Origin of the sequence: Bacillus jepli, from assembly GCF_047238305.1 — a bacterium.
Classification (GTDB): Bacteria; Bacillota; Bacilli; order Bacillales; family Bacillaceae_L; genus Ferdinandcohnia.
In genome coordinates this window covers 4,793,083-4,816,654 of record NZ_JBDFMO010000001.1, presented here as the reverse complement: position 1 = coordinate 4,816,654, position 23,572 = coordinate 4,793,083, and the positions used below count along the sequence as shown (strand labels likewise).

Sequence of the window (23,572 nt, the reverse complement as noted above, 5' to 3'; positions counted from 1 at the left end):
ACATATCGCAGATTCGGAGGCAGGAAGGTTGAAACAATCAAAACTATGGACGAAAGACTTTATCATTATGTTTTTCACGTCCTTTTTCATTGCATTAGTCTATTTCTTATTAGTAACAACCATGGCTGTTTATGCCATTCAACAATTTAATGCTTCAGAAAGTATGGCTGGTCTTGCTGCTAGTATCTTTGTCATTGGAGCTGTCCTTTCTCGGGTTTTTACGGGGAGGTATCTCGATACAATTGGTCGAAAAAAAGTACTATTAGTAGGGGTTCTTTTGTTTTTTGTACCAACTCTGCTCTATTTTAACATCACCAATATGTATCTATTACTGTTGGTTCGCTTCATTCATGGAGTGGCATTCGGAATATCTACAACAGCTTTAGCCACTATCGTAATCGATATTATCCCAAAGGAACGCCGTGGGGAAGGAATTGGTTACTTTTTCTTGAACCATACATTAGCCACATCAATTGGCCCATTCCTTGGCCTATTTATTAACCAACACGCAGGCTTTACTATGATTTTTATCGTATGTACCCTTATGTCAATTGTTAGCTTAGTCATCCCATTATTTTTAAGGATCCCACGGTCAGTGATGACCGAGGAACAGCGTAATTCCTTGAAGGGGTTTAAACTTTCAAATTTCTTTGAAAAAAAGGCCGTCCCAATGTCATTAATGATTGCAATTATGGGATTTGTTTATTCAGGAATCTTGACTTTTATGACTCCTTATGCAACTGAAATCAACTTACTAGAAGCAGCAAGTTTCTTCTTTCTAGTCTATTCAATCGTTCTTTTGATCTCAAGGCCACTCACTGGTAAATTACTAGATAAAAAAGGAGATAACTTAGTTGTATATCCATCCATCATTTCATACGCTCTGGGTTTATTGATTCTTAGTCAATCGAACAATGGCTTCACCTTTCTCGTATCAAGTGTGTTTATTGCACTTGGATTTGGAACGATGCAATCTTGCTTTCAAGCCATTGCCATTAAAGAATCGCCCAAGCACCGAGTTGGACTCGCAACATCTACTTTTCTGATTTTTTGTGATTTTGGGGTTGGCATTGGCCCATTCTTATTAGGTGCCATTATTCCAATGTTAGGCTTTCGTGGATTGTATTTAACATTAGCCATTGTCATGTTTTTGTGTATCTTTTTATATTTTTCTCTGCATGGGAATAAAGCGGCCCATCAAAAAACGTATACAAAGGCTAGTTAGTAAAACACGGGGACTGTTCCGCTATTCCTCTACCTAATTCTGGTGCCTGACCCCCAGCGCGGTATTGCTTTACCGTGTTGGGGGTCAGGCCCTTTTTATGTGATACTTAAAAATTGAAATAGTCTATTTAATGGGATTGCTTTTTTTGATACATCTGTACATACTGCCAAACTTCCAAAATGTGGTATATTTTAGATAGCATAAATATGTAAAGGGGGGAAACATTTAAATGTATCTGTCTGAGTTAGAAGTTGAAAAACTCTCAGATGCCCAACTGACCAAGCTTTTATTTTCGGATATTGAAGATGATTTCGCGAACGGAGATTGTATATTGGTGGCAGGTAGCAGTAAAGCCGTTAAATATCGTGTACCAAAAGCAGTAGAATTATATAAGCAAGGCAGAGCCAGTAAATTATTGTTTTCAGGTGGTGTGAAGTGGAAGGGAAGTGATTACTCAGAAGCAGTTTCGATGAAAAAAGAAGCCATAGTGTTAGGTGTTTCCGAAAAAGATATACTTATAGAGGATCAGTCATTGCACACACTAGAAAATGTATTAGCCTCTCTATTCGTATTAAACAGAGAATTTCACCTATATAGGATAAAACGAATTTTGGTAGTAACGACATCTTACCATATGAAACGATTACATCTGACATTACAAACATATATGCCTAGTTGGATCACCTACACGTTATGTCCTGCTGATGATACTTTCACCAGTAAGGATAACTGGTTTTTAACCGAATTAGGAAGAAAACGTGTTCGAGATGAGTCTGCAAAACTAATAAAATACGTTAAACAAGGTGCATTGCGTGACATGAAAGTAGATTTGTAAAATCGCACACATAAAAGGTATAGAATAGAAGCAAGGGGAACTTTAATAATTGGAAGTTCCCTTTATTATGAGGAAATACAACAAACTTTATAAGTACAGCGAAAAAGATTATGCATAAGTAGGGAAAAGAAAAGCATTGAGCTAGAGCAGGCAATATTTGAAAAGTTTAGTGCTATTTATGGTGGGTCAAGGTACCTGTCCCTCTGAGCCATCGACAAAATTCGAGGCGTCACTGTGACAATAATAAATATTCCAATTCACTCTGTAAATACTAACCAATATGCTATAGTAGATAAGCCTTTGAACAAACAAACGGACATTAATATACGAAAAGAGAAGTGATTGGCCTTGCGAGATTTTTTACAACTCGGTATTCGAAAAGAGATTAACCATACATTAAAGTCATTAGGTATCGTGGAACCAACTCCCATACAAGAACGGACGATACCATCCGTACTTGAGGGGAAGGATGTGATTGCAAAAGCACAAACTGGAACAGGAAAGACGTTGGCTTTTGTTCTTCCCATTCTTGAAAAGATTGATGTACATAATTCGAATGTTCAAGCCCTAATTTTAACGCCAACAAGAGAATTGGCTCAGCAAATTACAAAAGAGATTAAGAAAATGAAGGAGAACCTAGAAGGTGTCAATGTGTTAGCTGTATATGGTGGTCAGGATGTTGAGCATCAATTAAAAAAGTTAAAAGGAGCTCAACATATTGTCGTTGCAACGCCTGGTCGGTTATTAGATCATATTCGCCGTGGAACAATTGATCTTTCAACGATTCAGATGCTTGTGATTGATGAAGCTGACCAAATGTTACTTATGGGATTTCTTCCAGAGGTAGATGACATCATTCAAGAAACATTCCCTTCTAGACAAACTATGCTGTTCTCTGCAACAATGCCGAAAGAAATTCAATCTCTTGCCAAAAAATATATGGTAGAGCCAGAGTTCATAGAAGTGAAAGCAAAAAAAGTCACGGTTGAAGAAATTAAACAAGTTGTGATTGAAACGACGGACCGGAGAAAACAAGCCACTTTATTGCATTTAATAGAAGAGCATCGCCCCTTTTTAGCGATTATCTTCTGTCGAACGAAAATACGAGCTAAAAAGCTTCATGATGCATTGGTTGCCAACGGGTATGAATCAGATGAACTGCATGGTGATTTACCACAGTCCAAACGTGAAAAAGCGATGAAACGATTTCGTGAAGCGAAAACGCAGTTTTTAGTTGCAACAGACGTTGCTGCACGGGGACTTGATGTAGAAGGGATAACACATGTCTATAACTATGATATTCCACAAGATGTTGAAAGCTATGTTCACCGGATTGGACGAACTGGCCGTGCAGGTGGCGATGGGGTTGCCATTACGTTAGTGGCACCTAAGGATCTGGAGTTCCTCCGAATGATTGAAAAAGGGATTCATCAAAAATTCGAAATTCAAGTGATTAAAGGAGTAAGTATCCCTGATAAGGAGGACTATCAGAAAGAAAGAAACGAGCAAATTAAAAAAACAAAGCGCCCTGAAGGTAATCGAAAAGACAGTAGCAATGGGTCTTCAAAGAGAAAACCGAATGATAGTCAAACAAAAAGAAATTCAAGCACTTCACCAAAAGGTAGAAGACGTTCTCGCTAAAGAGTAAATAATACATAATGGACTTCCTTACCTCTGGAATGACGCTTTAGTCTACCGGGGGAAGGCACCAAATTCAGGAGGCTACACCCATGTTACATAAACAATTGAAACAATACATTTCATCAGAGTTGGTGAGTAAAGAGCAACAAATCGCATTATATCAAGAGGAAAAAGAGTACATTGAAAAATATAAATTGATCTCAGATGACGTTACATTATTAGAAAAAGATCCGACTACACGTTTCCTTGAAGCATACATAGAAAGATGTGATAAAGAAACAGAAGAAACACTCTCTAAAGAATCATTCTCATTTTTAGAACACCCGATTGACTACCTTCAAAAACACAAGAATGAATTTCTATACTTTGAATCAAGTTGGTTGGAACTAATCGGAGTTGATGCAATTGCGTTTGAAGTGAATGATGTATTTGGAACATACGACGTCATGGTAGGATTGAAGCTGCAGAAAAAGTTTGAGGCCACTCTTAAAGAAAACCTAAGAAAAGATTTACTTGGAGATGAAGCAAAATTTGAATTGATGTTTAATCAAAATGATGGCTTATGGGACTTGAATTTCGCTTTGAATTACGTGAATGGGTTCAAAGAGGAGATGTCATTAGAGGAAGCATATCGGCTAATTTATCGATTCTTATTTAAATTGGTAGAGAGAACGGAAGAAAGAAGCATGGACGTAAGTTAACTGTTAAATCGCATTTCCATCCTATATATGATACCATTTACCTCTATACAGAAAAGGGACGTGATTGAACGTGATAAAAATTACCATACCTACTCCAGATCTTACGATTACAGAACGGAAACAAATTCCGAAAGAAAATGAACCAGTAATCAAGGATATTTACGGATTTATTGATTTCCATCTAATACCAAGAGATAAAGGTGGCATTTTCTTATTCTTTAATAAAAATGATGAGCTTCTTTTTGTTGGAAAAGCGCGAAACTGCGTCAAAGAATAAAAAAACATTTTGAAGATACGGTTTCTCCGATTAAAATGCACAGAGACGAAGTGCATAAAATTGATATTTGCATTGTAGAAGACCCAATGGAACGAGAAATTTATGAAACTTACATCATAAATAAACTCCGATCCAAATATAACGTTGATAAAGTCTTTTATTAAAAATATAGGTGCCAGTCCCCAGTGCGGTAGTCATTTACCGTTCGGGGGTCTGGTCCTTTTTTTTTAGGTATAAAAATATTAAAAATTCGACAATCTTCGGGTGGCCACTGTGACGGAACACGGAACTTTGACGCTTTTAAAAAAAATTAGGCGTTTTTCTCAATTTGGACGAAATGCTCACATCAGTACAATCCCCTTTTTCTTCCTTTTCATAAGTTAGTAATAAAGAAGAAAGGATGGATGTATGATAATGGGAAAGAAATGCAGTTGTAACTGTAACTGTAATTGCAATAACTTATGTAGTTGTTGTGATTGCATGATAATGTCATCAAAACCCGGACGGAAAGGTCCCCCTGGTGAAAGAGGACCAACGGGTCCACAAGGCCCCCAAGGGATTCAGGGTCCAACAGGTCCAACAGGCGATCGAGGTGCTACTGGACCACAAGGCGAACCCGGTCCACCAGGTATTCCTCCATTAATTAATTCTGATACTCCATGTCAGTGTTCTTCCATATTTACAATTAATCAGGAAATCACACTTGAATTTAGAACTTTCGGTGATGATGTGCCTCAGATTCAAAATCAAGTAGGGAGATTAACGTTTGCAGGTAATCTTTGCCCAAGTTGTACGAATGTGGGTAATAATTTTTCACTCATTTTTACAGACTCTGATTCTTCGGATGGCATAGCAAGCTTCTCCTTTATTCCTCTTTCTATAGAGGTAGTCCAATGTATAGAAAACTTCGTTGTTAGCGATAGGATACCAAGTACAACCTATCAACAAATAAGTGCATTTGGATTATACACCCCAACCATTGGATCACCTAGGTATGCTACATTTTTTCTTGTTTTCCTAGAAAACAACACCCCAGATGAACCCGACTTAATGTTCTTTTCTATAGAAACAATTATTGTTGGAACAACACTTCGAATAAATTCAGTAGGTGATCCAAATTGGGAGGGAGCAATTCCTATACCAGATAGTAGCTTATCTATAAATATGTGCTCAGAATAAAACAGAAAATATGTATTCTGGGGCCTGATCATCAACGCAGTAATGCTTTATGCGTTGGGGGTTAGGTCCTTTTTAATAGGTATAAAAAGAGGAACAGAGGGACGGTTTCAACGTTTCGCATTGAAACGCCGGAACTGCCCCCTCGTTTTACAATGTGTATTGGGTTATGGAAGATGATAAAATGAATATTAGAAGCGCTACCAAAGTTAATAAAACCTGTAAACTAGGAATCTACGACACTTTTATTGAGAAGGAGGAAATAAAGTGAGCTATGAAATTATCACATTACCTGGCTATCGGGCAGTGGGATTAAAGTGGGAAGGGACATTCTCTGAGATTGTACCGAATTTAAAAAACGTGATTGGGCAAATGGAAGAACGTGCCATTGAGTTAGATGACAAGCTGAACCCTCATGTTCAATTAGGTCTATCTTATCATGTAATTGAAAATGGTTTCGCGCATTATGCAGTATATGAAGTAAGTGATAGTCAGGAAATTCCTGATGGGATGATTGAAATAAAGGTTCCTCAATTGACTTATGTGAAAACAACACATCACAAAGGAGAGGATATACAAAAGACCTATACGGATCTACATGAATGGCTATTTGATAGTGATTATTCTGCATATAGGGAAACAGGTGTAGTTTACTATGATCCATATATGCCAATAAAACATGAACATTATCCATTGGATCGCGACCCTAGTGATCCGCACTTTGATATTTTTATACCGATTGTTAAAAAGTAAATCGACCCAACGTTCACCATGAAACGCGGTAACAGTCCCTCGTTTTTCCAAGACCTTTTCAGAGGAGAGTGAGATTGTGAAAGACAAAGAGATCATCGACGTCTTTGAACAGGCAGAAATAAATTTACTCGTAGAGCTGCGAATGGGAAATGGTTTCCAAGAAAAAGAATATGAAAAGTTAGTGAAGGCACTCACTGTCTGTGCAGATGAATGGGAGAGTCGTGCAAGTATACCGGGAGAAGTCGTCCATACTTTAGTTGGACTATACGATGAACTGTACAACTTTTCATTCATATATGGTGATGAAGAATCAGTCCGCATTAAGAAAGCAGCCGAAAATACCAAAAAGCTGATTCAAAGATGTACGAAAGATAAGGGGGAAATAGAACCCGAAAAAGCCAGAGTGATTGCCAAGGTAATTGAGAAAATCAACGAAAACGGAAATTTTTTTAAAAAACTTCAAAATGGCAAGGGACTGGATGAACAACAATTTGAAAGAATCTATCAGGAATTATATGAAATTATCGATGAGGTTTATTCGTGGGAGGAAATTCCAAAAGTTTTGGTAAATATTTTGATTGATTTTCGTGAATTAGATTTGTTTGTCGGTCAATATCAAGATGAGTTCAAACAACCAGAAGAGGCAAATAAAATATATGATGCGTATGAACGTATTTTTAGTTTAATTACCGGTTGAACCAGAGAGAGAGGAGAAACATAACAATTTGATATACAAATAGCTACATATGAGACCAGTGACACTATGTACAATGATGAGAGCCTGCCCTCTAGTGCATTAAAGCATTAATGTGCATGAGGTCAGGCCATAAATTCCCTAAATATCTTACCTTTCCATAAATACATATCCTAAATAATTTCCAGAACCTCGTATGATCTGAAGACCTTGTTGCTCTAAATCCCTCCAAATTTTTCTATCTAGGGCATACGGACCTCTTTGTTGAAGGGTTGTTAACTCTGTTTCAGTGATTGTAAGTTGGTAAGAGTCTAGTTTACCTAAAACAAACAATACATAGTTCTCGAGCCTCACGACAATCACTTTACCATCTGGATCCCATTCCTGCAGCTCTTGTTCAATGCAAGTCGCAACATGAATCAAAAATTTCTCTTCCTCCATATTTTTTGACATCATTCCTCTTAAAAATCCTGAAGTATTCATCTTTCTTCCTCCTAAACTTTAAAATCAATAAGGTACAAGAAGAAAACAATGAAAAAGGCTCTTCATTGCATATGAACACAACAAAGAGCCCTAAGCCGATCGTCATCATTCAAAGCAGTGCTTTGCTGGTTGGAGCACCTTACCAATTGGCAGGTTGCTGTGAAGTCATTGAGCCAGGACTCTAGTTCACTCTTGATAACCTTATTGAATTATATATAGTATAACTGCAACCATTATGTATCGTCAAATGAATAACTGTGATGTTCCATTAATATATATAAGATTTTCCACCATTAAGTTTAGGAACAAGGCAACTATCCAAATGGAAAGCTTTCACGATGACTTTGACCTTTACTTTACGCTAATTAAGGCACACCCTCCATCAGGGACACGTGAAATCAATCAAAGTATTGGTAGCCTGCAAAATGTGCTAGGAAATCTAATTAAAATTCCTCATAAATCGCAGGATCCTGATTGGCAATCCTCCCATCCAGGAGGTTTTGGGATATAGAAGTTGAGTTAAGGATGAGAGTGTTTTCTTAATGTAGTTCAACCGATTACCATTATTTTTAGGAGAAAATGAGTTAATTTAATAGCACTCACTAATGTTGAATTCTGGTGACTGTCCCCCAAGTGTGTCATGCTTTGCTGCACTTGGGGCTGGTCTTATTTCTTTAGATTAGATCGGTATTAAACAAGACCTTATTCAAGAAACTACACTTTAAAAGGTATTAAATGCTAAAATGATATGTAGATTACACTATTTTACATTTAAATGTTTTTAAAAATATAGAGTTCATTAAAAGTGAGGCATTATTGTAGTGATTATCTATAACGAAACGTCTAACAACTTTATCAACCATATCTATGAGAACAAAATTGGATACGTACTAAAAAAGAACTTATATAAGCGAATGAACAAGGTGGTCTCCGATAGCGAGCTTCGTTCATGGGAGAATTCTCTTCCACAGATGGCAAGAGTTATTAGGGATGCAGAACTAAAAGAGGATACTCATGTCTTACTAGAGTACAAGCTCCCATCTACTCAAAAGCGAATTGATTTTATAATCACTGGTCAGGATAAAAAAGGAAAGAAAAATGCAATGATAATTGAATTAAAGCAGTGGCAGAAGGCTAAAGTAGCTGAGGGAAATGGAATCGTAACAACTTTTCTTGGAGGAAGGGAACGTGAAACGGTCCATCCATCATATCAAGCTACTTCGTATAAGCGGTTTCTGCTTAATTTTAATGAATCACTGTACACTGATACTTCAATTCAGCTTTCTTCATGTGCATATTTGCATAATTATATTCAGAATCCAACTTACGAACCATTACTTGATCCAAGATACACGATGTATTTAAAAGAGTCTCCACTGTTTTTTCAGTTTAGTGATAGGGAATTAGCTAAAAGAATTAGAGAAACGGTTGCGGAAGGTAATGGTGCTGGGATTGCAGAAGCTATAGAGCATGGGAGGATTCGTCCTTCTAAAAAGCTCGTAGATACTGTGGGGTCACTAATAGAAGGAAATGAGGAATTTATTCTTTTAGATGAACAAAAGGTTGCATTCGAAAAAGTGGTTAGCATGTATAACAGGTTAAACAAATCAGAAGGTCAAAAGCATGCGATTATAATAAAAGGTGGACCTGGGACAGGGAAGTCAGTTATTGGACTCAACTTAATGAGTTATCTGTTAAAAACTAGAGCGTATGCTGAGTACATAACACCAAACCAATCTTTCCGTGAAATTCTTCGAAAGAAGTTAGTAGGTTCATCAGGTCATGTAGAGGTAAGAGATTTATTCAAAGGGTCGGCCGCCTATGTTCAAACACCTAAAGATTATTTTGACGTACTAATATGTGACGAGGCACACCGATTAAAGCAACAAGGGCACATGCAGAAGAAAATTGAAGGTGAAAACCAAGCAACACAAATTATTCGCTCCTCAAAGGTAAGTGTCTTTTTTGTTGATGATCAACAAATTATCTCTAAAAAGGATATTGGCAGTGCGAAACTAATAGAAGAAGAGGCCGCAAAGCTAGGTGCTGAAATTCATACAGTGGAACTAGAGTCCCAATACCGTTGCTCAGGATCTGGAAACTACATCGCATGGTTAGATAGTCTATTAGGGTATACAAATGAAAAAGTTGAACTTGAAGGTGAATTTGACTTTAAGGTTGTCTCAAACCCACATGACCTAACAAAAGAAATTGTAGAGAAACGAGGAGGAAGACTCCTTGCCGGTTATGCATGGGAGTGGAACACAAAAGGAAATCATAGAGAACTACCAAAAGATGTATATATTGAAGAACATGACTTTGCATTACCATGGAACGATCCAAAACGTATTGATTGGGCAATACATCCGGAGTGTGCTTACCAAATAGGCTGCATCCATACTGTTCAGGGGCTTGAAATGGATTATGTCGGAGTAGTTATTGGAAAAGATCTTGGATATGATCCAGGAACATCTTCACTTATTGTAAATAGAGATGAATTTAAGGACAAAGGTGCAAGACCAGCCAAGCCAAAGAAAGGACAACCAGACCCTCTATTTGACCTTGTAAGGAATACATATAAAACACTAATGACTAGAGGGATGAAGGGGTGTTATGTATACTGCTGTGATGAGGAGTTGGGAAGGTATATGAAGAGTTGTAGTAATAATATATAAAAATAATTTTGAGCTATAGAATGAAAAGCGGGTTTCTTTGGTAAGGAAGAATTCTCGTACCTGTTACTTTTTACAGATGCTCTTAGAGGTAAGGATGAATTTGATGATCCTGAGTATATTAAAGAAAAAATCATACTAAACTCGATTAATGTTTTATTAAAAAGAGGAATAAAGGGTCTATATATATTTGCAAGTAATCCGAATCTTAGAGCACGTTTATTAAAATTATATTGTAGCCTCGGACAAAATTATGGAAATATGAAGGTTGCAGAGGAAAAAGGGAATTATCATTAAAAAGTCCTTTTATTAAAACAGTTTTGAGAAAGCAAAGAAGGAGCGTTGATTTTGGAGTATTTGGATTCATTTAATATTGGAGATAGTAAGAGACTAGATAAAATAATGAAAGAACTAAAAGAAAACTATCCTGAAATCAATTGGCAAACACAATGGCACGACTATGAAGATATTAAAGGCAATCCAACTAGTTATATTTCATTGATTGTTCCTTCTTCCCAATATGAGGAAGCTGAACAAATTTATCAGGATTTAAAGGATGAAGGATTTGATTTTGAAACATCAGTCTTTGACCAATTAATTGAAGAAATTGTAGACTTCCGGGATGAAAGAGATTGGCAGAAATTCCACAATCCAAAGGATCTAGCTATATCACTTTCGTTAGAAGCAAGCGAGTTATTAGAAAACTTTCAATGGAAAACAAGCGAAGAAGCCGAAGAAGATAAAATGGATAATATTATCGATGAATTGGCAGATGTGGTTATTTATGCTTTATTAATGTCTAATGAGCTAGAAATAAATCTAGAACAGGCAATTAAAGAAAAGGTACGTAAAAACAAACAAAAATATCCGGTTGATAAGTCTTTTGGATCAAGTAAGAAATATATGGATTTATAAGGTTGAGTTACTATTTTTCATACTATGAAGTGAGCAATTATATATATTGTTGTATTTTTTTGATAAAAGGGCACGATTCCTAGTGCAATACGATACTGCTTTAGCACACTAGGGACTGGCTAAAAATATTAATTCGACCCCGACCACAGATATCTTTAGGTAAAATTGAGTTAAATTAAGAATAGATAGAACACCTACAAAATGTTTATTTCACCATTTGTAGGTGTTTTTTGTTTTGCGTAGAAAAGGATGAAAAAGGTTGGTTTTGAACTCATTTTACACATTTTTTATACAAGAGAATACCTTTGATTGACTTCGAAGTAACCATTCTATAATTTCATAGGCGGCTTATAATGCACAGTAGACCAGACCATTACTGTGCAACAAATCTTAAATTTAAAATTACTTTGTGAAAATATTTTTTATCAAGCAGGTTAACACGATAATAATAGAATTTGTAATGTAGAAAGAAAGGACTTTAATAGTTTTAAAAGTAAAGTACAATTAACAATAAATAGTATTGTTAATTAATTAAATTTTTAATTAATACTGAGTGAAAGGTTGCCTTCCCTTCAGTGCTTTAATGCAGAAGGGGATAGGCACCTTTTCTTTTTAAAGTATTGTTTTTCAAATTACACCTACTTTTTTTAAAGTAAAAATGATTATTGACGGTATTGGTGGATTGGATTAATTACTATAAATAGTGAAACTCATTAAGGTAAGGTGTGTTATGGAAAAAATTATCTTACTAGGAGGTACAAAAAGTGAAAAATCTTAATGTAGTATTAGTTGATGAAAGTGGAGAAGAATACGAAAGAGAATGTGGAGTACGAGCGGATGGAACTCCCATATGATGAGGACGCCGTTTATTATTTGACCACTGATAAATTTCTGGTTCATATAAAGGGAAAAGTTTGAGTGGGTAGGACGGAAAGGATATATGCTATTGATTCAGAGGATGCATCATTTGTCAATAGATGAGCAGGAGAGAGTGCTACTAGATGATATTGATGAACGGTTGAAGGAAGTGCCATATATACGATTATAGGGTTGAAGCTTTAGTGCAAACGAATAAGCACGTGCGAAATGCGCACGTGCATTCTTAATGATCATTACTCAGACGTAATCGAATTCAACATGTTCAATGTTGGAATAATAAACGGAGCATAAACGTCACAGACTTTTTCAGCATCTTCTACAGTGGAAAACCCCTTAGGATTGTCATCCTCTTCTTTTACTAGGGAATATGCAGCAAGTCCCAACATCGTCATTCCGTAGATAAACTTATTTTTAGTTAGCTCTTTATGGCTTTGACGAGCAGAAGTCACCTCTGATTTTAATACTTTGTTATCAGCATTGAACACGAAATTCAACGAGTCAGCAGTATCAATAATTTTAAGTACACTGTTCGCGCTAAAATCGTATTGATCCCATTTTTCCTTTGTTACAGTGGACATATTAGGGAGCTTTAGTTTACTTTTCGTAGTGTTTCCTGTCCCGCCAGTAGAGCCAGTATCATTACCGCCTTGACCGCCGCCACCGCCACTATTACCTCCAGACGAAGCGAACGGCTTAACAACGGTAACTTCAAATTCATTGCTAAAAATCTCGTCTACATCGTCACTTTTTACATCGAATCTACACCGTACTACATCATTTTCCTTATAGATACTAGGTAGATTGAATGATAGTGACGCTTTACCGTTCTTAAGGTTTAGGGAGCTGTCTAATGAAACAAGTTGCGATTGATTCTGTATGATAAATAATTGACTTTTCCAATCTGAACCATCTCGGCTAAAAATGTCATTGTTGGCATCCGTTTCGAATTTAATGCGAGATTTCTTTCCTTCTTGATTGTTTGCTTCCAATACATACCCATCTTGTTGACCATAAAATCGAAAGAAGGTTGGAATTTCTTTTCCGATGAATGTCTCGGAGCCATTGCTTCCTCCGTCATCATTGCCAGATCCTTTTTTCTCACCACTAGGAACATCAATTCCGAAGTCTAATAGCTGGTTTAAAACTTCTGTGTTCTTTACAACCTTCTTTAAAGCGTCTGCCAATGGCTTATTATCAGCCATGCTATTTTTAATCAATTCTTGAACGCGGGACTCATTTAATTTTCTAAGGCTTTCATCATATGCGAGAAAATCTTCCAGCTTTTTCTTTACATCTTCAGCAAATGGTGAGTCAACTAAACGGTCGCGACTGTTCATAAACAACTTCTCAATAGCGGCATTTGAGAGATGAGAGCAATCAACGATGGTTAATGTATCATCTTTGATTTCGTTAAGATTGAGCCGCTTACGTGCATAAATCGTCTTATCAAGCATTGCATGTGTCTGACCATTTAACGAAAAAATAACACCTGTGCCTCGTAAGAATTTAGAAAGCGATTTACGTTTAAATACATACGTGGAGCAGTTAAGAGTCTCTCCTTCTACCGTCATTGTACTGTGAGTAGGGAAACCGTCTTCTACATCTTTTTTACGAGAATCAGAAAAGTAGTTTAATAGTCCATCAGCATATACATTTTTTGAACCTTGTGCTTTAAAATTACGGAATTCACAAAAACGAACAGGTAATGTCATCTTCGGTAACCGCATCTTAATCGCATGGCCTAATCCGTTGTCTAAGAGAATACTAGTTTTATGGGAACCCACTTCATAATCAAATAATTTAATAAATGTTCCATACTCAACTTCCGTACCACATAAGGTTGTAGAATTTGGCATAATCGGAAATGTATCTGCGTCAAATCCTAAGACTAATCCTTTCTTCGGATATTTGTCCGCATCAATAGGAGCTAAATATTCGACGACTGAACTCCGCATTTCTCCAGTAGGGGGTCTACGTCTGACAACAGTAAAGGCCCATTGATTATCACGGGGATGTGTAGAATTGACGACAGCTGGATTTTTACGAGTAATGATCACTTGTAAATCGGTAAACTTTGCTCACCGCTTCCGCCCATGTTATGCTTGCCTTGAACAATCGGAATTCGAATTTTGTTACTTTTAGCTAATGATAGAATCGTATCTGGTAAACTATCAGGTGTTTGTCCTTCACCACGATCTGCAATAGTAACATTGGGATTATCGGGATTCTTTCCACCTGTTAATGAAATGGCGACTAATCGCGACATATCATCTTGGATTCTTTTTTCTTCAGTAGCTGTGCTAGTAGATTTTTGAATGTGTGCCATTATGTTTGCTTTCGTCTTAGCCGGGTCATAAATTTTGTATAAGTCAATTCCCATTTCTTTTGCAATGTTCATTATGATTGCATCAAATGCATTGACGATTTTTTCCACAATAGAGGAAACGGGATGGCTTTGCTGATTCCCAATGCTAGCATAGTTATTTTCGTTGTCACCTAAGTATCTCCACACGCTGTTATCATCCCAGTAGCCTTTCTTTGTAAGAAATGAAATAATTTCTTTACTTTTCTCAATATTACAAACTACTTTTACCTCATTCAATAAAAGACCCTTATTTACTGTTGTAATCATGAATATACCCCCTGTTTTTTTGTGAGCGGCTCACCTTTTTATAACATTAAACAACACATTGGAACATTTGTCAAACATTTTTTAAAAAACAAATAAAAAAAGTTGAAATATACCTAGCGGCTGAAATAAATGTTATTACCATTGTATTTGGGCGGCTGATTTATTATGAATGAAAAATGCAATTATATATTGTAATTGCTCAATAATAATGATAAATTTAGTTTATAACTAAGTAGAGGTGGTCAAATGTCAATAATGAATTCAATAAAAATCTCGTTTAAAGGGTCAAAAGGAAATCAATTTGGCAGAGATACTTATGTAACGATGATTCCTTTCAATAAGCTTGAAAGTTTCTTTAAGGTTTTTCCAGAAGTTCAACGTAGACTGAATAAACCACGTGTGAAATCCATTGCAAAGTATATTTTAGATGGTCTTGATAAAAAAAGAATGACCTTTTTAAGTGCTATTACAGTCACTTGTAAGGATGAAATTGATTATAACGAAGAAGAATCTACAATTGATGTAGATATTAGTACAGTTTTTTCGATTAATGATGGACAACATCGATCTGAGGCTATTAAGTTAGCCATTGCTACATTAAAAGAGAACATAGAAAACACAAGCAACCATAATGAAAGAGAAAAGCTTATAGAAAAGCTAAATAATTTAGAAAATATGACTATTCCAGTAGTGATTTTTACTGGAATTGACCAAAAAGGTGAGCAACAACTGTTCCATGATTTAAACCTACTAGCAGGAAAACCAAACAAGTCCATTGCCTTAAATTTTGATTCGAGTGATCAATATAATAAATTAGCAAAAGATTTAGCTAAAAATAACGAGCAATTGCTACGTTTAGGGGTTGAAACTCAAAAAACTCAAATACGTGGAAATAATAAACAAATTATGGTTCTCTCTACATTAAGAAACATGTTATGCTACATCATCACTGGTGCAAATAAGGATAAAGAGGGCTTATTAAACATCGAAACGTATAATGATTACTACAATACACTTGATGAAATCATTAATTTGCTTTTCGAAGTGTTACCAGAAGATGCAACCAATCGTGAAGAGTATCTTATAGGTACAGCCGCTACGATTCAAGGGGTTGGAAAGTACCTAAATGAAGTGATTTATAAACAAAATAGCATTGACTGGCAAAGTGAAATTAAAAAGTTAGGCACAATTAATTGGTCTCATAGCAGTCCAATATGGGAAGGCTATGGAGGAAGCTACATTCCAGAGAAGAAAAAGTTTGTCTTTACTGGTACAAGTGCAGGAATTAATGGCGTATATGAAGCACTAAAAAAAGAATTGGGTAAGTAACGAAATATCGAGTGGCTCGTAAACTTTTGAGCCGCTCGATGTTTTTTGGTTATGTTTAAATTATTGAGCCTCCTATAATAGTGGAACGCTATTTTGCAGTGTGACATCAGTTTTAGCACCATTTACACTTCAATAGTGGAGGAGTAACCCAAGTCTTATAATAACCGTAACCAATTTCAACTATGTGATAACACTATTTCGTACTTTAATTCTATATAAGAAGTTCCTTCATGTATTATTTTCAGTACGGATTCTCTTAGTTATCAAAACGACTATCGGTAATATAGGCTAGTTATCACTTATACCATCAAACAGCTAATCTATGTCAATAATAGTGACTTAGTTGTTTATTGGGAAAAGGATGATTTAGCAACAGAATTTTATCTTTATCAATTCATCAATGGGGATGAACAATCATAAGAAAAAAGACAGTAAATAACTATGAAGTTAGGTTAATGAAGGTGGAGTTTTTGTATTTAAAATCAGAACCTATTCGGATTGATTTGGCTTATCTCCAAAAGCATTTACTGTTACTTTAGATTCCGTTGAGCTAGTTTTACATGCGATGGAATTATCGTAAAAGTGGTTTAACGGACAGAAGGCTATTCTTGGTTGGAACAATGTTTGTTATGCTGATTCTTATGGTCTTTATGAAATTGTAGATGGAAAAGAAGAATTTGAACTATCTACAAGAGGGAATGAGTTACATTTGATGAACTATAAATAAGACTTCATCAATTTGTGGTTAGAGCTGTAAATGATACGACTGGAATCTGAGAGCTCGAATACGATTTCCTTCGACGTACTTTACTATATTAGAACTCCGACAACAACTGCTTCATGGACAAATTAAAGATGTAGCAGTTGAGTTTAATGCCAATGATGATAAGAGTGGAGTGGACAAAACATTTTATACACTTGGTAATGATGAAAATACCAAAACGTTCGAAGGAAATACGTTTACCGCTACTGAGGAAGGTATTCTAAATTATTCTTTTTACAGTGTTGATACTCAATGTGGAGAAGGTAATAAAGAGCCTGTGCAAAATGTTCAATTGAAAATTAATGGGGTAGAAAAGCCTGAAGACGAAGAAGTAGAGCAACTTCTAGACTTTATAGAACACGAACCTGTGAAAATGGAAGAGTTAGCTAACCTTGAAAAGTCATCCACTTCCTGAGTGGGTTTTAGCTAAAAAGAAAAGAACAACTGCCTCAAGTTGAAAAATTCCTAAATGAATTACAAGAAATTACAGGTGTTGAAGTGGCTACTTCCTTAAATGAAGGAACCTGTTACTTTTGAGGAGTTAATGGCTAAGGACAAGATAACTCCCGATGTAGTCATTAAGATTTCTGAACCTGATTGCGAAATGTTAGCTGATATAATACTGTCAGCTAAAGAATCAGCTAAAGAGACTCCGGTAGATGAGAAACCAACTGAACATTCTTCAAATGATCAACCAAGCCAAGCAGGATCAGAAGATAGTGTTGGTGTAGTTCGTGATGAGGAAACCACTGTAAAGCTTCAAAATAATGCATACATTTCAAAGACCGTAGATGGTGCAAAATTGCCAAACACAGCATCAAAAATGCCAATAAACATTTTATTAGGTTTTGTTATGATGTTGGTTGGTGCTTTGATTTTTATTAGAACTACAAAGAAATCTATATCAAGCCATTTAAAGTAGAAGGTCGGTCAGTAAATTGAAAAAATGGACGCTTCTAACTTTAGCGTTACTCCTAATAAGTGGCGGTGCTTACTTGGTAGTAGGAAATGTTTATGATTAATTCGCTAGGTATCACCAGTTGTAATTGTTGAGGTAGATTGAGTAACAGTTTCCTTTGTAAGTACAAACACTCCATTCTTAAAGAGATTAGCATATAAAAGGCATCGAATGAAATTTTAATTATTTCTTGATGCCTTTTTCTATTTTAAAGAAGTGTTGTATTTATTCGATAATACATTCATTTATCTATCTGAAACTTCTAATGTGGAAAAATAATGATATAATGGCATAAAGTATATAGTGGATTTTTCTGGAAGGGGGATGAAAAGATCAATGCCCAATATAAGTGAAATAACATTAAATAAAAAAATTGAAAACGCTGTTAAGGAATCTATAGAACATCTAAAGAAGATAATGAATTATGAGACATTTGAAGCAACTACACACAAAGCAATAATTGTTACTGGCTGGGACAGTGACAAAGATTGCTTAAAGGCAGTAGCGAAATACTTAGTGGGTTTAAGGGCTACAGCTTTGGATGTGGCTTTGAATATCTGTTCTGTATTATTTGATGACACGCCAGATGGGAAATTAGATATTCTAAATAGTGTATACGAAATTGTAGGTGAAACAAACGATAGTTTAAAGGATATACAGATACGAGACGAGAGAAATCCTTGGATAGCCGAAGGTCTATGGCATCTTTGTATGTTTTTATCTAAAGATCTAAAAGAGTGCCATCCCAGTGGTGAGATTATTGCTCTTGGCCCGGTTCACGTAAAAGCAAAGGATCATGGTCTGGACGGATTAGTTATATACGAAAAGGCTGATAATATAGGTTTGAGTTTAATAGAATCAAAAGCTTATAAGGATGATCCAAACAGGGCGATTAATAAAGCATTAGGTTTTTTTAAAGAAATTGATAGCGAGAAACACTCTACAAGGATAAGACAAGATATAAGTAATATACGAAGAAGCTTGCCTCTAGAGATACAAGATAAAGTTGTCGGAACATTTTGAAAAAGAGAACGTACTTATATTCCTAATCCTCATTATGATAGTTCTACAGCCATGGATTGGACGAACGAACGGAAATCTTTCGAAAGTTTATTAATTGGAAGAGATAATATCATAATTATGCCAAATATTATTTCTAATTTTGATTCGTTTTTCAATGAAATTTCAAATGAGATGAGAGATTTTGCAAGGAGCTTATAAAATGTATAACAAATATACACAAGAATTAATAGATAATATCCCTGAATTAGAGGAGTTTAACTCTGTTGCATGTCGCAGAGTTTTGACAAAAGCTTATGTATTTATAACACAATTCAAATTAGGGATTCAAACAAAGGATAATATTACCGACGAATTATTAGAAACTAAAAATATTTTAAGGAAACTGGCTGATACAATGGAAAGTATAGCCGTTTTTGATCGAATAAATGGATTAGAAGTACCAGAAGAAGTTGAAATAGCTTGTTCCTTTGTAGCTGCAGAAGCGTTATCATTACTAAATACTCTTGTAACTTTAGAGAAAGTTAGTGATTCGGAAGATAACGAAAAGGATTTTTTTGTTAATTATATAAATTACACTGCTTTTGAAGCCTCATTCTTATATATGATTTCTGGTTTTGATATTAACGCCAAAGCAATGATAGATTCATTAGAAAATATATCAATAGTTTCTATGGAAAATGAAGAGCTTGATTACATAAAGAGTTCCAAATTACTATACTACACTTTAAAAAAATTCATAAATGGTTATCTAGCTTTAGATGAATTTATTCCAATCAACATATCAAAAATCACATTTACGGAGAAGTATAGTGAATTAAATGAGAAAATAAGGGCTAATTTTTATTTGCTATTAACGACCGCCCTTAATAAATATATCTCTTGGCTAAAAGGTGACAATCAGGAAGACTTAACAAATAGTTTACACATTTTAAATAAAGTAAGAAATGCTTCTTCAGTAGAGATTAATAGGGATAATCTGTTCTACTCGGATATTTATCATTTTAGCTCACTTTTAATAGCTGCTATACAAAAGACACAACAGAGATCCTTAGTGAATACAGTGCCTTATCCAACAAGCGAAAACACAGACTATAGGAATGAATTTCATAATTATCTTAAGAGTAGGGCAAAAGGAACAGTGGACAAACCTGGAAGACCTTTTTTATGGCAATCAGCTTTAAATTACGTTAAACAGTGTTTACCTGGACCTAATAAAGATTGTGTAATTACCATGCCTACTGGTAGTGGAAAGAGTTTTATTGCTGAGTTAGCAATAGCGCAAGCGCTAAGTAGGGGGTGGGTTCTATATCTAGCTCCGACTAATGCACTGGTTCATCAAATCCGAAGAGATTTAAAAGCAGTTTTATCAGGATTTGAAGACGTCAATATTCGTTCTTTTGTTGGTGGTGAGGAGTATACAACTTTAGGTGAAGAAGTTGTTGAATTTCAAGAAAAGTTTATAGCTGTAATGACACCAGAAAAATGTTCACTAGCTTTAAGACTTTATCCAGAGCAATTTCAGGATTGTTCATTGTGCATATTTGATGAGTGTCATCTAATAAATGATTCTGGTAGGGGAGCTAATGCAGATATTTTGCTAACTAGGTTAATAGATTTGGCAGAGGAAATAAAGTTTTTATTAATGTCTGCGATGATAAGTAACGGTGATGACCTTTCAAATTGGCTAAAGAAAGTACATGATAATGGTGCGGTTTGTGAATCAATAAAGTGGCGTCCTACTCGGACATTAAGAACTATTGCAGGTCTAAATCGACAAGATATTTTAGATAAAATAGGGGGAGTTCAGCAGCAGGCAAATAAATTAACCGGAAGAAGGAAGAATTTATATTTTGATTGTTCTTTATTATCAATTTCCGGACTTTCCGGGCCTTGGACGTTAGATGGTGAAGCTGATTATAAAATTAATCAATTACCAATAACATTTCAAGTTAAGGTGACAAAAGGAGATCCAACACCGCATTTTGAAAGTTGGAAAAATACTGTTTCACGCAAAATATCTGAGGAATTTACAAGACATGGGTTACCGTCAATTAATTTTATACTTACTAGTAAACACCACGCTTTTAGCAGTGCTGGGAAAGTAGAAACAACTATAGCAGACGCGCCATCAAATATTGACAATTTACCAGAGTTGGTAAAATCTTATTTAATGATATCAGATAAAGAACTTGGCTTATCCACAGTACTTTGGGGACACTTAACTGATGGAATAGCTGTACATAGTAGCGCTATGTTACAAGTTGAGCAAGCTGCTTCTGAATATATGTTTTTAAATGGTCATGCTAAACTAATGTTTGCTACTGGAACACTAGCACAAGGGCTAAATTTACCTGCGGTAGCAGTTATAGTTGCTGGAACGAGTTTAGGGGATCCAAGGGATACTGACAATATATATGGTCTTGCTTCTGACAGAGAGAAGACGACAATTTTAAATGCTTTTGGAAGAGCAGGTAGACCTGGATTTGGAAATCAAGGAATTGCAATACTAGTTCCTGATAATCCACCAGTTATTAGTGTAGATAATAAAAGACCATTTATGGTAAATGGTGCACAAATTATGTCTGAATCAGATGCATCTGTAGAAGTGCATAGCCCAATTGAGAGGTTTTTAGATAACTTAATTGATGACGATTTTGATTGGGAATATTCATCAAAGGAAGAATTAACACTTACTTCATTGTTAGTTGAACTAGATATTGAAAATAATATAGATGACACACTAGGAAATACTTTTGGTGCGTTTAATAAATCTAATGTTTTAACAAAGGAAAAACTTAAAATTGCTCGCGACAGAATATTAAAGGTTAAAGAGGATTTCATAGCTGGCCCTGATGTACCGGATTGGTTAAACTTAGCAACGATGAAGGCAGGTACTGATTTATTTAGGTGTAAGGCTATGTGGGAAGCCTATAATAGTATTGGATTAATTCAACCTAAAGTATCAACTAATAAGGGAATACTGGATTGGTTATCAGTTTTAATTAAAGTAATGTCTCACATGCATCCAAGATTTATTAGCTTCCTACCTTCCGATGATATTAAAACAGAAACAGTTTTAACAAAAATGAGAGATTATATTAGTGGAAAGAGAGTTTTGGAAAAAGAGGAGTTTGAATCTACTTTAGAATGGGCATCTCTTTGGGGAGAACTAGAGGAACTTCTTAGGTTTTATATGACTGGCAAAAGCTACAAGCAAATTTCAGAAAAATTACTGGGAGTAGAAGTAAATAATAATGGGAGGAGTAGTGGCTCAAACCCAATTCCAACAATTTTTAAATTTATAAAGGAAGTGGTAGAATCTATCGCTATGGATGCAGGATGCTTTTTAGCAATAAATGAACTGGGTGTTTTTGCAGATGATGACAGTGGTGAGTTGCCTGAAGCGCTTAAAGGACTTCCATTAGCTATACGAAATGGTTGTGACAGTTTAAATACTCTTTCATGGTTTAGATTTGGTTACAGACAAAGAATATGTTCACATTATTTAAATGAAGTTTTTCCAGTACCTGATGAGGCAAAGGATGATAAAGAAAGAGCAAATTGGGTTAGAAGTAAAAGAAGACAGCTTTTGTCCACTCCAACAGAGGATCCCATGCTCGATTGTATTAGACATATATTATTACAAGAATCATAACTTTATATTTTGTATTGTATTAATTATATTTGTTAAAGTATTTTTGTTAGACTTCAAAAAAATAATTTATAACCTATTATACAAATTTTACACAATGCATATACAAAAGCTTGTAGAATAAATACTTTAAGGTCATTTTCGACCCCGACCACTAGTATAAAACTAAGGCTAAATCATTAAATATCATTATCTAAGAACCGAGACAAGGCCTAACCCTTGTCTCTTTTTGCACTATAAATAGGATATCCCTAACCCCTTTTTCTGAATTTTTCAGAAAAGGGGTTTACTATTTCCAAAATTATCATATAATCAATGATATATAACACATGTTTTATATCGTGCGATTTATAACGGGAAAGGAACGAACTATGGCACCAAAGAAAAAATTTTCTAAAGAACAAATAATTGACGCTACATTTGAAATCGCAAAGAAAGAGGGGATGTCCAATATTACAATTCGAAAAGTGGCGGAGTATTTGGGGAGCTCAATCGCGCCTATCTATGTCAATTTCAATACTATTGATGAGCTAACCGAAGCCGTCATGCAAAAAATCATTGAATTAAGTTATCAGCTGTTAGCGGAAGAGAATTCTGGGAAGCCCTTCCACGACATCGGAGTGGCTAGCCTCCGCTTTGCAAGAGAATATCCAGTTCTATTTCAGGATTTTGTCATGAATCAAAACAAATATACCCAAAACTATGACCAAAATATGGGGCAGGGGTTAATTGAGCAAATGAAAGGTGATGAAGATCTGGAAGGATTTTCGGATGAAGAGCTAATGGCCATTTTATTGAAGATGCGAATCATTACAACAGGTCTTTCTGTCATGGTTGCGAGTGGAATGCTTCCGGAAGAGTTTAACGAGGACATGGGAGTTGAGCTTTTAGATAGTATGGCTACCGATGTGATTACAACTGCTTATTTAAAAAAGAAAGAGACATAATCCAAAACAAGGGGGAT

The 23,572-nt window shown here is 35.5% G+C and carries 19 protein-coding genes, 1 pseudogene and 1 riboswitch; of the genes and pseudogenes, 17 read left to right on the top strand and 3 right to left on the bottom strand.

The window, feature by feature from the left end; genetic code table 11:
- Positions 1-28 precede the first annotated feature (28 nt).
- The 8 genes and pseudogenes from ABC371_RS24515 (at position 29) to ABC371_RS24480 (ending at position 7,305) form a co-directional block, all read left to right on the top strand.
- A complete protein-coding gene (locus ABC371_RS24515) occupies positions 29-1,225 on the top strand; it encodes an MFS transporter (protein WP_412899213.1) in 1,197 nt (398 codons plus the stop codon).
- A gap of 229 nt (positions 1,226-1,454) precedes the next feature.
- On the top strand, positions 1,455-2,060 hold the full coding sequence (locus ABC371_RS24510) for a YdcF family protein (RefSeq protein ID WP_412899212.1): 606 nt from the start codon (positions 1,455-1,457) through the stop codon (positions 2,058-2,060).
- 348 nt (positions 2,061-2,408) lie between these two features.
- Positions 2,409-3,701, top strand: a complete 1,293-nt coding sequence (locus ABC371_RS24505; RefSeq protein WP_412899211.1) for a DEAD/DEAH box helicase — start codon at positions 2,409-2,411, stop codon at positions 3,699-3,701.
- An 89-nt stretch (positions 3,702-3,790) separates the two neighbouring features.
- Positions 3,791-4,402 carry a branched-chain amino acid aminotransferase gene (locus tag ABC371_RS24500; RefSeq protein ID WP_412899210.1) on the top strand — a complete coding sequence of 204 codons (612 nt, stop codon included), beginning with the start codon at positions 3,791-3,793 and terminating at the stop codon, positions 4,400-4,402.
- Between the two features lie 70 nt (positions 4,403-4,472).
- Positions 4,473-4,843, top strand: a pseudogene (locus tag ABC371_RS24495) (nucleotide excision repair endonuclease).
- A gap of 322 nt (positions 4,844-5,165) precedes the next feature.
- Complete coding sequence (locus ABC371_RS24490) at positions 5,166-5,858, top strand: hypothetical protein (protein WP_412899209.1); 693 nt, start codon at positions 5,166-5,168, stop codon at positions 5,856-5,858.
- A gap of 264 nt (positions 5,859-6,122) precedes the next feature.
- Positions 6,123-6,608, top strand: a complete 486-nt coding sequence (locus tag ABC371_RS24485; RefSeq protein ID WP_412899208.1) for a GyrI-like domain-containing protein — start codon at positions 6,123-6,125, stop codon at positions 6,606-6,608.
- 76 nt (positions 6,609-6,684) lie between these two features.
- Positions 6,685-7,305 carry a hypothetical protein gene (locus tag ABC371_RS24480; RefSeq protein WP_412899207.1) on the top strand — a complete coding sequence of 207 codons (621 nt, stop codon included), beginning with the start codon at positions 6,685-6,687 and terminating at the stop codon, positions 7,303-7,305.
- A 147-nt stretch (positions 7,306-7,452) separates the two neighbouring features.
- Here the strand turns inward: ABC371_RS24480 and ABC371_RS24475 are convergent, their stop codons facing one another.
- On the bottom strand, positions 7,453-7,785 hold the full coding sequence (locus tag ABC371_RS24475; protein ID WP_412899206.1) for a hypothetical protein: 333 nt from the start codon (positions 7,783-7,785) through the stop codon (positions 7,453-7,455).
- Between the two features lie 99 nt (positions 7,786-7,884).
- A riboswitch (SAM riboswitch) is annotated at positions 7,885-7,987 on the bottom strand.
- Between the two features lie 619 nt (positions 7,988-8,606).
- Here ABC371_RS24475 and ABC371_RS24470 point away from each other — a divergent pair.
- The 3 genes from ABC371_RS24470 to ABC371_RS24460 all read left to right on the top strand — a co-directional run bounded on the left by ABC371_RS24470 (position 8,607) and on the right by ABC371_RS24460 (position 11,372).
- Positions 8,607-10,460 carry a DUF2075 domain-containing protein gene (locus ABC371_RS24470; protein ID WP_412899205.1) on the top strand — a complete coding sequence of 618 codons (1,854 nt, stop codon included), beginning with the start codon at positions 8,607-8,609 and terminating at the stop codon, positions 10,458-10,460.
- Between the two features lie 60 nt (positions 10,461-10,520).
- The gene (locus tag ABC371_RS24465; RefSeq protein WP_412899439.1) at positions 10,521-10,754 is read left to right on the top strand and encodes a DNA/RNA helicase domain-containing protein; all 234 of its coding nucleotides are present in this window, start codon (positions 10,521-10,523) and stop codon (positions 10,752-10,754) included.
- 300 nt (positions 10,755-11,054) lie between these two features.
- Positions 11,055-11,372, top strand: a complete 318-nt coding sequence (locus tag ABC371_RS24460; RefSeq protein ID WP_412899438.1) for a nucleotide pyrophosphohydrolase — start codon at positions 11,055-11,057, stop codon at positions 11,370-11,372.
- 1,112 nt (positions 11,373-12,484) lie between these two features.
- On the opposite strand, the gene ABC371_RS24455 is transcribed toward ABC371_RS24460, so the two are convergent.
- Positions 12,485-14,308, bottom strand: coding sequence for a hypothetical protein (locus tag ABC371_RS24455; protein WP_412899204.1), 1,824 nt, complete (start codon positions 14,306-14,308; stop codon positions 12,485-12,487).
- The gene (locus tag ABC371_RS24450) at positions 14,305-14,883 is read right to left on the bottom strand and encodes a hypothetical protein (RefSeq protein ID WP_412899203.1); all 579 of its coding nucleotides are present in this window, start codon (positions 14,881-14,883) and stop codon (positions 14,305-14,307) included. Before ABC371_RS24450 ends, ABC371_RS24455 begins: the two co-directional genes overlap by 4 nt.
- 246 nt (positions 14,884-15,129) lie before the next feature.
- On the opposite strand from ABC371_RS24450, the gene ABC371_RS24445 reads away from it, so the two are divergent.
- From ABC371_RS24445 to ABC371_RS24420, 6 genes are all read left to right on the top strand, one after another.
- A complete protein-coding gene (locus tag ABC371_RS24445) occupies positions 15,130-16,212 on the top strand; it encodes a DNA sulfur modification protein DndB (RefSeq protein WP_412899202.1) in 1,083 nt (360 codons plus the stop codon).
- 773 nt (positions 16,213-16,985) lie between these two features.
- A complete protein-coding gene (locus ABC371_RS24440; protein ID WP_412899437.1) occupies positions 16,986-17,390 on the top strand; it encodes an OmpL47-type beta-barrel domain-containing protein in 405 nt (134 codons plus the stop codon).
- A 99-nt stretch (positions 17,391-17,489) separates the two neighbouring features.
- A complete protein-coding gene (locus ABC371_RS24435; RefSeq protein ID WP_412899201.1) occupies positions 17,490-17,897 on the top strand; it encodes an LPXTG cell wall anchor domain-containing protein in 408 nt (135 codons plus the stop codon).
- A 360-nt stretch (positions 17,898-18,257) separates the two neighbouring features.
- A complete protein-coding gene (locus ABC371_RS24430; protein WP_412899200.1) occupies positions 18,258-18,956 on the top strand; it encodes a hypothetical protein in 699 nt (232 codons plus the stop codon).
- Between the two features lie 199 nt (positions 18,957-19,155).
- Complete coding sequence (locus ABC371_RS24425) at positions 19,156-22,611, top strand: DEAD/DEAH box helicase (RefSeq protein ID WP_412899199.1); 3,456 nt, start codon at positions 19,156-19,158, stop codon at positions 22,609-22,611.
- Positions 22,612-22,979: 368 nt separating this feature from the next.
- Positions 22,980-23,555: a TetR/AcrR family transcriptional regulator gene (locus tag ABC371_RS24420; protein ID WP_412899198.1), complete on the top strand. Its 576-nt coding sequence runs from the start codon at positions 22,980-22,982 to the stop codon at positions 23,553-23,555.
- Positions 23,556-23,572: the final 17 nt, after the last annotated feature.